Consider the following 11,473-nt stretch of genomic DNA (forward strand, 5'->3'; position numbering starts at 1 on the left):
CGGCGGCTACCACAACGGGTGTCCGTCCGTGGCCTCGACGATGCTGTGCTCTGGCAGTACCTCGTGGGCCAGTACGGGGTCCGCAGTGGTGACGACGATCTGCAGCGCGTTCTCCTCGGCGACCGCGGCCAGCTCCTTGAGCAAGGTGAGCGCGTCGAGATCCTGGACTTCTTCGGCCTTGGGGCTGTCGATCAGTACCAGCCCGGGGTGGGTGGAGACGCCGTGCGCGGCTCCGACCCGCAGCAGTGCGATGACGACCGCGATCCGGAGCCGAAGCCGCTCCCCGGCGCTCTGCTTGCTGAACCAGTCCTGGGACGTGCCGTCCTTGATGACCTTCAGTCGCCCCGCACGGTCGATTTCGACGGCCTCCAGTGACACGATGCCGAACCGGTGACCCAGCTCGGTGATCTCCTGGTTCAGCGCCGCGAACAGTGTGCTGCCGCTGCTGCGGCTGTCTTCCTCGAGAACCTTCGCCCCGGACTTCAGGATCTTCACGGTCGAGCTCTCCTGGCGCACCGCGGCCAGGGTCGCCTCGGGCAGGACGCTGAGCGCCCCCTCCCAACGCAGCACGTCCTCACGGGCCTCTACCAGCGCAGGCAGCTGAGCTGCGGACTCAGCTGCACGCAGCTGGCCTTGAATGGACGTCAGCTCCTCGGTGAGCTTCCCCAGCGCAGCCTCCGCGTCCTCAAGCGCATCCCTGGCCGCCTTCTCCGCGTCGCTGCTGGCTGCCAGCCGCTCCTTGGCCTCGGTGATGACGTCCTCGGGAGCCTCGTCACCGCCTGCCTCGACCGGTCGGTCGCACACCGCGCACGCGTGCACGCTGCGCTCGCGTTGCCGTCTCTCCTCCTCGATGTCCTTGTCGCATCTGGGGCACGCGGTGGGGTCCAGCCCGTGGAACAGCCGCCTGGCCACGGCGCTCTCACTGACATCGTTGAGGAGCTTGGCATCTCGCTGCCGGGCGGCACGCGCCTGCCGGTGAGCGGCCATCAGCTCCTCCCACCGCTCCTGCTTGTCGGCGACGCCGTTGGCCAACACGACGGAACGGGCGGCCAACTCCGACAGCGACGCCTTGGGGCCGCCGGCCGCAGAGCTGAGAGCAGTCAGCCGTGCACGCGCCTCACTGAGCCTGGTCTGCGCGTGTTCGCGCTGCTCACGCACGGACTGAGCGAACGTGTCCGCGGCCGCCCACTTGGAGCGCTCCTCGGTGGCGCGCAGATCCTGCGCCGTCTTGACCCGGGCCAGGGCCGCTGTTGCGGGCAGGTCGAGGAACACCTGCAGCAGTCGTCCCGGCAAGCCTGCGATCGACTGGTCCCCGAGCAGAACCTTGTCGCCGCCAGCCGGCAGGTAGAGGGCTCCGTAGTAGGCCGGCCACCCGTGCGACTGCGTGGAGGTGCCCTTGACGCTGTTGACGAGCGGCTGCAGATCCAGCCGGTCCATCATCAGTGCCTGGACCTGCTCAGTGAAGCTGGCCGAGCGCGAGGCACGCAGGAGCGGGACGATACCGTCCCCAGGGATGGGCAGGCGCGTGTCAGCCAGGCGGTCTACGTCGGGGCCCGCTAGTACGAGTGCCGAGACGATCTCCCCGTCCTCGAGATCGAGGCGGAACCCCAGTGGCTGCCCCGCCACCACGGCATCGAGATCCAGGAAACTCAACCAATGCCGCACCCCCGTCTGAAGCTCCCGCGGGGCCCCGCGCAGACACCACGTCACCAGTTCCAAGACGCTGGTCTTGCCCCGGAGGTTGGGGGCCACCAGCGCGGTCACGCCATCGTTGAACCTGATGGTGGAATCGAAACTCCCCGGGGCGACTGCTCCCGTACGCAGCCCTGCGACCCGAAGCCGCCGCAGCCGAAGAGCCCTGGGCCGCGCTGGCGTACTGACCAGCGGCAGACCGTAGGTCGCGAACACATTGCGGACCTCATCCTCGGTCGCCTCGGCTAGGGCCGCGATCCGTGACTCCAGCGATGCCTCTGTCTCCATCACACCGCCCCCGCACCGGCCGCGGCCGCCTGGCTTCGGAACTCGGTCAGCCGCGCGCGGGCTCGCGCGCTGACCGAACCGATTCGCTTCCCGCGCTCTGCCTGCGCGTACTCACGCTGCAGATACTGTCGTGCCTTCAAACCGCTTCCCCCCAACCCATCCGCCAGGTCGATCACCAGGCGGACCCGTTCGACGTAGTACGCGAATTCCGGTGCCTGCCCGACGATGTCGCGCGCCACTGCCCGTCCCTGCTCAAGCAGGAAGTAGTCGTGCTGGCGGATCCGGTTGACCGTGCCGCGGCGGCGAACTGCGATCAGGCCGGCGCTGCGCAGTACCGCCAACGCGTCGTCGAGCGGCTCATAGGCTCCGAAGTGGTGCCGCAGCATCGGGTAGCGGCGTACCTCCGGCTCCTCGGAGTCCAAGATCCTGGCCGCGTGATCGAGCAGTGGCTCCTCGGCGCTGGTCTCGTAGTCGTTGAGCAACTCGTCAGCCAGGTAGTCCGGGTTGCGCAGCCAGAAGTCCAGCTTCTGAAGCCGGACCTGGGAACGGACCACCCCCACCGCGCTCTGCAGCCGAGAATCGTCCAGGTCCGCACTGTTTGCCAGCTCGCATGCACCGTCCATAAGAAGCAGCACCCGCACGGCGTCCTGCTCCCGGCTTGTCACCGGCCCCTCGTCCCTTTGGGCGGCAGCCTCATCGTGATCCACCTGCGTCAGCGTAGCGAAGCGTATCTGGATACGTACACAGTGCAGACCGCTTCTCTCTTGGCTGCGGCTCACCTCGATTGAGGCGCCGATAGCCCTTCTCGGCGGGTGTGAGACCGAGGTTGGTGAGGAGTGCTTGTTGGTCGGGGTGGAGGTTGTGCCAGTTGGTGAGTTGCTGGGTGATCCATCGCTGTTGGTGGGGGAGGAGTGCGGCAGGGTCGGGGTGGATGCGGATGCGGGTGTAGGTGTGTTGCCAGCTGGCTCGCCAGGGCGGGTTCCACCAGGGGTCGAGGGCGGTCATGGCTGCCTGGTGGGGCCAGGGTCGGCCGGTGCGTCGAACGTGGGCGTTGGCGCGTTTGCGTTGCCCGTTCAGCCACCAGCCGAGGGGGAAGCCGTCGTGTTCGACCTCGTAGTGCGCGTCTCCCAGGCCGCCGTGCTGGTGGGCGTAGGCGCGGGCGTAGGGCAGGCCGGCGTCGATGCCGGAGGGGATGGTGGCGGGTCGGGGCCGTTCCGCTCCGGGGCCGGTGCGTGGGCGGGGTTCGTGCTGCGGGCGCAGGGCGTCGGCGTGCTGCGCGGTGATGCCGAGGCCGGCGAGTTGCTGCTGCTGGCCTTGGTGGAGGGTGCGGTAGGCGGCGCACTGGGTGAACAGCCACCGGGTGACACTGGCGGGCAGGCCGGCGAAGCCCTGGGCGGGATCGAGGACAAGGCCCGCAGTCTCGGTTTTGACGGCGTGGAAGGTGGTCTGCCAGCGCACACGCCAGGGCGGGTTCCAGCAGGGATCGAGGGCGGCCAGGGCGGCGGTGCGGTCGGCGGGCAGCCGGCCGGCGGCGGCTCTCTCGCGCTGCGTGGCCAGCCAACTGCCGATCGGGTAGCCGTCGATGCGAGTGGTGCTGGACGGTGTGAGGTGGCCGTGGCGCCGGACCTGGGCGCGGGCGTGGTCCAGGCCGGTGTTGAAGGACTCCTGCTGGGTGGTGCGCCGCGGCTTGGCGACCCGGGCACGTTCGGCGGTGATGCCGAGCAGCGCCAGCAGCCGGTGCTGCTCGGGGTGCAGACCGGGATAGGCCAGGTACTGGGCGTGGAGCCACCGTCCGGTCCAATCGGGAGTGTCGGGGAACCCGTGTTCGGGGTCGAGGCCCAGGTCGCCTGCGGCCTGGTCGCGCGCGGCGCGGTAGCTCTTGTTCCAGTCCGCGCCCCAGGGCGGGTTCCACCAGGGGTCCAGCGCTGCCAGGAGCGCCGCGCCGGGCCAGGGCGTGGTGGAGGCCGCGGCGCGGGTGTCGGCGTAGTGGCGTTGGCGTGCGAGCCAGGTGCCCAGCGGGAATCCGTCGTGGCGGGCGCGGGGCGCGATGTCGAGGCCGCCGTGCCGGTGGGCGTAGGAGCGGGCGTAGTACAGCCCGGTCTCCAGGCTCGGGACGCGCGTGGCGGGGTTCGGCCGAGCGGTCGCCGCGACCTCGGCGGTCAGCCCCAAAGCAGAGAGCTGCTGTTGCTGTCCGGGAGCGAGGTCCTGGTAGGTGGCGCACTGGGTGAACAGCCACTGGCCCACCGCGTCATCGAAGCCGGTGAACGCGTTGGCGGGGTCAAGGGCCTGGCCAGCGCGCACCAGAGTGCCCACCGTGTAGCAGCTGCGCTGCCAGTTGGTGGGCCACGGCGCGGCCCACCACGGATCCAGGGCGGCGAGCCTGTCGGCGATACCCGCGGCCTCGGTCCCGGCCCGGGTGCGGCTGCGCTGATTGGAGAGCCACTGGCCGATGGGGAAACCGTCATGGGTGTCCTCGGGGTACGCGCACAGGTGCCCGGTGTTCGCCGCGTAGCCGCCGGCGTGTGCGAGTCCTTCGCTCTGGGAGTCCTCCACGCTGCGCTGGCGCCGCCGGGCGGCTTCGGCGCTGTTCGAGGTGATGCCGATCCGGGCCAGCAGAGCGCGTTGCTGGGGGTGCAGGTCCTGGTACCTCAGACACTGGTCGAACAGCCAGCTGCCCATGTTCTCGCTGAACGCGTCGAAGCCCTGCCCGGGGTCGATCAGGGTGCCGGCCTGTACCTGCCGGTGTGCGCGCTGGTAGATGCGCTGCCACTGGGTGCTCCAGGGCGGATTCCACCAGGGGTCCAGGGCGGCCAGCGCGCGGCTGCGCTCCGGTGGCAGGCGGGGGCCGTAGGCGCGCTGGTTGGACAGCCACAGCCCGAGTTGGAAGCCGTCGCGGCGGTGCCGGTAGGGGATGGACAGGTGTCCGTGCTCCTGGGCGAAGGCTTCGGCGAGCGCGTAGCCGCGGGCGAAGCCCCGCACGGTGGTGTCGTCTTCCGCGACAGGGTTCGTGCTGCCCCCGGCTGCGGGGGCTGTCGAGGAGTGCGGCGCGGTGCGGCGCGCGGGTGCGGTGGAGGGGGCGCGGTAGGCGGGGGCGACCCACCACAGGCTTCCGGGCCTGCCCTTTCGGGCGGGGCGTGGGCGCCAGCAGTTGTGGAGCCAGGCGGTCAGCGGACCGGAGGACTCGTCGGCCAGGGCCTGGACCAGCCAGGGCCGTCGCAGGCGGGCCGCCAGTTCGCCGGTGAAGTCGGGGGAGTCGGCCGGAGTGTGGGGCTTGTGCTTCTGGGCCCGGATCTGCTGCTGCCAGAAGCCGCTGGCCAGCAGGCCGGCCAGGGCGACACTGTCGGGGTAGGTGGCGACGGCGCGGGCGGTGCGCTCGGGGATGTCCGCGTGAGGGTTGGCGCGGGCCAGGGCCTCGCCCAGCTGGGGCCAGCGTTTCTCCTGGGGCCAGGCGGCGTCCCACCAGGTCGCGGTGATGGCCTGGGCGAGCGGAAAGGCGTCGGCGAGGCCGGGACGGCGACGCTGCCAGGTGGCGTGGCGGCGGTGGGCGGCGGCGATCTCGGGCAGCCCCACCAAGCTGAGCCCGCCCCCGCCCACGGCCGCATCGTGCGGATCCGTCAGCCAGGCCGCGTGGCGGCGGCACACACGCTGATGGGCGGCGGTGTACAGACGCGCGGGTTCGGTCCGCCCGGTGCGAGCGGCGGTGCACCGCGCGCAGGCGGTGGCGGTCGGTGCGATGGAGCTGGCGCTGTAGAAGGTGAGGGCCGGTCCGGCGTCGTGGCGCCCGGCTGGTTCGAGCTGCGACCAGGCGGGCAGTGCCCGCTCCAGGTGTGTGGCCGGCACCTGCGTCAGGGCGGCGAGACGCGCGCGGGCCTCGGTGTTGAAGTACACCTCGCCGCCGCCTCGTGGGAAGGACGACATGGGGCGGCGGTTGCCGGAGGCGAAGAACTCCGCGATCAGGTCCTGGGCGGTGGTGTGCAGGCGGGCGGCCAGCCGCTGCACGAAGGACATGGTCGTCTCCCGGCTCATGGGTCGCACCCCGACGGCGCACGGCGCCGTCGGGAACAGCAGCGAGGAAGGCGCGCCGCCCATCTCCTTGACCACAGCAGTACCGCTCCGCTCTCGTAGGGGTCGTACCAGGCAGCCGCGGGCACCGGAACAGGGCGGCCTGCCCCGGCTCCCTGTGCCAGCAACTCCGTGCCGGTCGGCTATCGGTTTCTCGTCCCTCCTCCAGAAGACCTGCGCCGGGCCGGGGCCAGGTCAGGGGCGAGGAGTTGCTGCTGGGCACGGATGTCGAGCTCGATGCCGTCCATGAGCTTCCTGGTGATGCACTCGGTGTTGTCCGCGATGCTGGTGATGGCTGCCTCCCGGATGAGGTGGGACAGGCTGCCGGTCACTCCGCCGGTGCGCCGGTGCAGGTAAGGGGCGAGCCCAGCCAGTACCCCCTGGCGGTGGTGCCGCAGGCGCAGCGCGCTCTCCAGGTCGGTGACCAGCTCGAGCCACGTCTGCCGCTGCTCGGCGGTGCCGTGCGGCAGCGGGTCGTGGCGCAGGAGCTTGAAGCGCCCGGCGAGCTGCTGTCCGCGGGGGCCGACCAACAGCGGGGAGGCGTCGACGTCGACGCCGGCGTAGATGAACGTCGCGGCGATACGTTCGCCCAGGTGTTTGATCTGGTCGGAGGTCTCGGCGCCGGAGCGGGTGCGGGTGTCCAGCAGGTGGATGTCATCGACCAGGACCAACTGGGTCCGCAGCTCTCCCAGGGTCGCGCAGACCAAGTCGGTGATCTGGGCCTGGTTCATCCGGTTCAGCACGGGCACGCCCAGGAACCGGGCGAACTCGCTGACCAGCATCTTGGGAGTCGAGGCGGGCGGGACGGAGACGAACGCCACCGGCAGCCGGTCCTTGACCCCAGGGTGCCTGCGCCGGTCGGTGAGTTCGAAGATCCGCCCCAGCTCCATCAGCGTGGTGGTCTTGCCGGTACTGGGCAGCCCGGAGACGATCAGGCCCCGCCGTGCCGTGCCCCGGTGGCTCCGGTTGACGAGCAGCGTCGTCTGCAGCTCCAGCGAGATCCGCTTCATCGCCGGAGTACCCACCACGACGAACTCGGAGTGGTAGTCCAACCGCTGCTCCCGGCTCCAGCTGCTGTCGTCGGCCAACTGATCACCGCAGGCGCTGTCGACGTAGCGCTGCCAGCCCACCCAGGTGCTCACGGGGTCGAAAGCGTCGTCCCGGCCCTGGCCGGAGAGGGGAATCAGTGCAGCCACTGCTGGGCCTCCTGATAGGGGTTCAGCACACGGGAGGGGCGCTCAGGCCCGGGATCGGGAGCGCAGTCCTGCTCGTCCTCGCCGCTCTCCCCTTCGTCGAACCCGCAATCGGCCAGTTCGTCGGGGCCCGGGAACCGCTGCGCGCCCTCGCCAGCGAGGCCTTCGCCGCTCTGCTGCTCCAAGGCGTCGCCAGTCGTAGCACTGGCTGCTGGTGACACCAGGCTGCCCAGGGACAGGGAGGCCGCAGCCGCCGCGTGGGCCGCGACGCTGCGTTCACGTCTGCTGCCGGTGCCTGCCCCGGCGCGCCGCAGCAGCCCGTCCAAAGCCCGGGCCAGTGCCACTTCGTGAGCGTCGCGGTCGGTGGTGCGCGCCACCGTGCTGACGATGTGGCGCCAGGTGGAGTCCGTGAACGGCATGCCCACCTGGGCGGCATGGATCCAGGGCACCTCCTCGAAGCCCCCCGGCAGCCGCACCCAGATCCGCGCCGGATCGTAGGGGTTGTGGTGGACCTCCAACTGGACGGCCGCTCCAGCAGAGGTGCGGCTGCGCCGGTGCCCGTTCAGAACGGCACTGTCGTAGGTGCGGTAGTCGAAGCGGATGCCGTAGTCGCTGACGGACTGCCAGCGCACCGGCAGCAGCTCGATGTGGTTCTCCCACGCCAGGGGCAGCGCGACGTAGCCGGCGATACCCACCAGCGCCCCCCACATCTCGATGGGCGACAGCGACAGGTGCGGAAGCATCGGGTGCGGCAGAGCGGCATGCTTGCGCGCGTGCCACCCGCACACCAGCCACTCGTCGAAGAGTTCCTGCAACTGTGGCAACGTCCACCGGGCCTCGTCCTGCACCCGGCGCCCGCGCTCGACGGCGCTCGGCCCGGTATAGCCGGCGACGTACTGACAGAACCGGTGGTTGATCGACCGGAACGTCCGCTCCACTGCCCCCTTCGCAGGCCCGTTCGCAGGCGGGACCGGCTGCAGTGAGACCCCCAGACTCTCGCACGCACCCAGAAATGAGGAGGACACGAACACCGCACCCTGATCGACGACCACCGTCTCGGGCACGATCACCGGCCGCGCCGCCGCCCCCCGGAGCCGCTCGTCCAGACCCAGCAGCCGCTCGTAAGGGACCACCGAGCGCTGCAGCGCCAAGGCGGCATCCCAGCCCGGACGCATCCGCATCGGCGCGACCATCTCCGCCAACAGCACCGCCGCGTCCACCGAACCGGTACCCGAAGGCCGCAGCACCGCCGCACACACCGACCGCGTCGCCACATCAAGCGCGATCGTCAACTCCGGACGGCCCGTCACCCCATCCGCCAGCACCGCCACGACATCCAGCAGAGTGCTGTCCATCATCACCAACTCACCGGGCCGCAGCGCAACCGTCGACCCGAACGGCGCCGCCGGCCGCGAGCCGTGCGCACGCCGCTGCGCCGCACTGCCCAGCAGCCCCTGGCCATCGGCCAGCGCATGCACCAACCGGTTGAACGTCGACACAGGCGGCACCGCCACCACCCCGGGACCATGCACCTCCTCCAAGTGCCAGCGGACCTGGTCACGCAACCGCGTCAGCGTCCCCGTCGACCGATCCCGCTGCCGCCCCAGCACCGCCGCCACCCCCTCCACGACCCGCTGATCAGCCCGCCCCACCGCAGACGACGGGCGCGTGGTGCGCCGGTCCACCAACCCCCACACCCCCTGGGCCCGGTACCGCGCCCGCATCCGGCGCACCGTCGTCACACTCGTAGCCGCCCCGCTCGCCGTCAGCTCTGCGGCCTTGGCCACCTCGCGCTGCGCCAACGTGGTCACCGCCGGGTCGTACCCCGCCCGCGGCACCCCGCCGGGGACTGCCGCGCCCGATTCGATCTCCCGCACATGCCGCTCCCAGGCCAAGGCCTGCGCACGCACCTGCTCGGGAAGCGCCTCAAGTAGCCCGGTTGGTGCCACGGTCACCTGCGGCGGGCTGCCGACAACCTGGAAGCCGGGGTCGGCCAGCAGGTGGGACAGCAGCACTGTGGCGATAGCACCCGCCTCCCCGAGCAGGCGCGCGCGGGCACCCTCAAGCGCAGTGAGCGTCCAGGCACGTCCGTCCCACCGAACCCGGTCTCCCACTACGAGAACGGCGCCGGTCATCCCGCCGCCACTGTCGTAGTGGCCACAGTCCGCTCGTGCAGCGGGTGATCCAGGGGAGCGCTGATCACCCCGCTCCACAAGGCATGGAAGACCACGGGCCATGCCGCGATGGGCTCCCCGAGCTCCCGCACACCCTCGACGAGCGGGCGTGGTTGAGCAAAGAGGCCAGCGACCCGCTCCACCGCAGTCCTGCCACCGTGGCGCGGATGCCGGTAGCCCGACAACCACCGGACGTTGGCCGCGAGCACCGGGTCAGGAGGCCGCGTGATGCGATAGTCCCAGCCGACGGCCCGGGCCGCGGAAGCCATCGCAGCAGCCCGGTCTGCCAGGCGAGTGGGGACGCCCCCACTGCCTACACAGTCGACCAGCAGACCGCTACCGTCCCGCAGCCGTGCCATCAAGTGCGGCGCGTGCACGGCAACGGCATCATCCTCGCCCAACCACGCCAGCTCCACCGGGCTGCATGCCAGCGCGACCACCTGCGGATCATGGTCCAGCAACATGACCTGGGTACGCATCGCGCCGAAGCCGTAGTGCACCAGGCGCCCGGTCGACGCCGACCACCACCACCCAGGGGCAATCCGGCGCCCGCGTTGCACAGGGAAGGCCCGCACCGACGCCAACTCCTCCAACACGACCTCGTGCGCCGCCCGGGCCCAGGGCATGCGCTGGAGCGCTGAGCCCGAGCCGACGATCCGCGCCTCGACCAAGGCCGGGCCGCCGTTGCTGACCGGATCCCGCTCGCCCGCGAGCACCATCGAGTCCTCGCCTGCCGCATCCATCCTCCAGATGTCCCACAGGCCGCAGCCTCACAGTCCAGAACCCCCGTATCCCTGACAAGCCCCTAACCATGCGCTAGAGACTTCTGCTGAGAAGTCACCAACTCGATAGCAGAGGCAGCTAAGTCCAGGACTACTTGTCTGGCCAGCCCTCTGTACGACCCGCCGCCCGGTCTACTCCCAGCGCATCCCGAGCTCGGTCAGAGCCTGTTTTCATTCATCCGGGCGGCATCTGCCCAGGTCAGGAATCGAATAGGGATGATCTCAGGTGCCGTCGGCGACCCGGAGCGGGGTGGGGAGGAGGAACAACCGGCCTGTGGTGGCGGACTGGAAGTCGAGGACGCTGGTGAACGGGCCGGTGATCAGCGGCAGAGTGCGGTGCGCGCGGACCGTACGGCTCCACTCGCGGGTGGTGGCGATATCGCCGTCGAACCAGGTCAGGCGGCCACCGGGCTGGCGGATGGTCAGCCAGGGGGGCGGTCCGGGTACTGGTTGAAGTCTGTGATCGTGTGACCTGGGCCCTGGGCCCTGGGCCCTGGACATCGAAGCTCGGCGAGGACGCGAAGTCGGCAGCAGCCGGCCCCAGCGGCGGCCCATCGACGGAGGGCTGGCGCTGGGGCCGATGGCCTGAGCACCCTAACCCGATTGCTCACCGGTCCAGGGGAGGCCAAGGCAGAACATGCCAGGGCGGGGCCGGGTCAGCTGTTGCCACCGCTGTTGCCACCGCTGTTGCCACCGCCGTTGTTGCCACCGCCGTTGTTGCCACCGCCGTTGTTGCCACCGCCATTGTTGCCACCGCCACCACCAGTGGGGGGAGGCGAGAGCAGGCTGAGCAGGTTGCCCAGAACGCTGGGGGCGTAGACGTACGTGTTGCCGCAGTTGTTGGAGAATCCTGCGTCGTCGCCGACGACGCAGGCGATTCCGGAGTTTCCGCCGTGCCCGTGATCGCCGCCTGAGCTGGCGACAGCCCAACCCGCGTTCGTGAGCACGAGACCGGTGACAGCGGCCGCGACGACCGCCATTTTCTTGATCACAATTTCTCCTCAGTGTGAGACTTTGTGTCATAGTCCCGGGGAATACGCTTGCTATCGCTCAGTGCGGACGCCTCTTTGCGCGTTTTGCGATGATTTCACTCCTTAAGCCCAAAAAATCAACTGGCCTTGACCATCAGGAAAGTGAGGCGACGAATCACATCACCCGCCGGGTGTTTGCTTCAGCGCGGCGAATCCTCTGAGAGGGTGTTCGATACCGATTTAGGCTGCTGCGAGAGGTTTCGGGCGGAGGTATTGCCCGATTTTGTCGGGACTGGCGGTCAGGCGGTTGG

The 11,473-nt window shown here is 70.2% G+C and carries 8 protein-coding genes; all 8 read right to left on the reverse strand.

What is annotated here, in order from left to right; all coding sequences use genetic code 11:
- Window positions 1–6: 6 nt before the first annotated feature.
- The 8 genes from ACIP37_RS36480 to ACIP37_RS36515 all read right to left on the reverse strand — a co-directional run bounded on the left by ACIP37_RS36480 (window position 7) and on the right by ACIP37_RS36515 (window position 11,183).
- Window positions 7–1,980 carry an ATP-binding protein gene (locus ACIP37_RS36480; protein ID WP_400812334.1) on the reverse strand — a complete coding sequence of 658 codons (1,974 nt, stop codon included), beginning with the start codon at window positions 1,978–1,980 and terminating at the stop codon, window positions 7–9.
- Complete coding sequence (locus ACIP37_RS36485; protein WP_400812336.1) at window positions 1,980–2,687, reverse strand: hypothetical protein; 708 nt, start codon at window positions 2,685–2,687, stop codon at window positions 1,980–1,982. Before ACIP37_RS36485 ends, ACIP37_RS36480 begins: the two co-directional genes overlap by 1 nt.
- Window positions 2,674–6,006 (reverse strand): helicase associated domain-containing protein, encoded by a 3,333-nt coding sequence (locus ACIP37_RS36490; protein WP_400812337.1) that lies wholly within the window; start codon window positions 6,004–6,006, stop codon window positions 2,674–2,676. The genes ACIP37_RS36485 and ACIP37_RS36490 overlap by 14 nt, the downstream gene beginning before the upstream one ends.
- Window positions 6,007–6,185: 179 nt before the next feature.
- Window positions 6,186–7,238 carry an ATP-binding protein gene (locus ACIP37_RS36495; RefSeq protein ID WP_400812339.1) on the reverse strand — a complete coding sequence of 351 codons (1,053 nt, stop codon included), beginning with the start codon at window positions 7,236–7,238 and terminating at the stop codon, window positions 6,186–6,188.
- Window positions 7,226–9,250 carry a Mu transposase C-terminal domain-containing protein gene (locus ACIP37_RS36500; protein ID WP_400812341.1) on the reverse strand — a complete coding sequence of 675 codons (2,025 nt, stop codon included), beginning with the start codon at window positions 9,248–9,250 and terminating at the stop codon, window positions 7,226–7,228. The genes ACIP37_RS36495 and ACIP37_RS36500 overlap by 13 nt, the downstream gene beginning before the upstream one ends.
- A 116-nt stretch (window positions 9,251–9,366) precedes the next feature.
- Window positions 9,367–10,152, reverse strand: a complete 786-nt coding sequence (locus tag ACIP37_RS36505) for a TnsA-like heteromeric transposase endonuclease subunit (protein ID WP_400812343.1) — start codon at window positions 10,150–10,152, stop codon at window positions 9,367–9,369.
- Between the two features lie 261 nt (window positions 10,153–10,413).
- On the reverse strand, window positions 10,414–10,692 hold the full coding sequence (locus ACIP37_RS36510) for a hypothetical protein (protein WP_400812345.1): 279 nt from the start codon (window positions 10,690–10,692) through the stop codon (window positions 10,414–10,416).
- A 155-nt stretch (window positions 10,693–10,847) separates the two neighbouring features.
- Entirely contained in the window at window positions 10,848–11,183 is a 336-nt protein-coding gene (locus tag ACIP37_RS36515; RefSeq protein WP_400845306.1) for a hypothetical protein, read from the reverse strand.
- Window positions 11,184–11,473 lie beyond the last annotated feature (290 nt).

The organism is Kitasatospora sp. NPDC088861 (genome assembly GCF_044750105.1).
In the GTDB taxonomy this organism is placed as follows: Bacteria; Actinomycetota; Actinomycetes; order Streptomycetales; family Streptomycetaceae; genus Kitasatospora.

Bases quoted from the DNA above. Each gene is read 5' to 3' on its own strand.
- ACIP37_RS36480 (WP_400812334.1), bottom strand. From the start codon at position 1,980: ATGGAGACAGAGGCATCGCTGGAGTCACGGATCGCGGCCCTAGCCGAG.
- ACIP37_RS36490 (WP_400812337.1), bottom strand. From the start codon at position 6,006: ATGAGCCGGGAGACGACCATGTCCTTCGTGCAGCGGCTGGCCGCCCGC.
- ACIP37_RS36505 (WP_400812343.1), bottom strand. From the start codon at position 10,152: ATGGATGCGGCAGGCGAGGACTCGATGGTGCTCGCGGGCGAGCGGGAT.
- ACIP37_RS36510 (WP_400812345.1), bottom strand. From the start codon at position 10,692: ATGTCCAGGGCCCAGGGCCCAGGGCCCAGGTCACACGATCACAGACTT.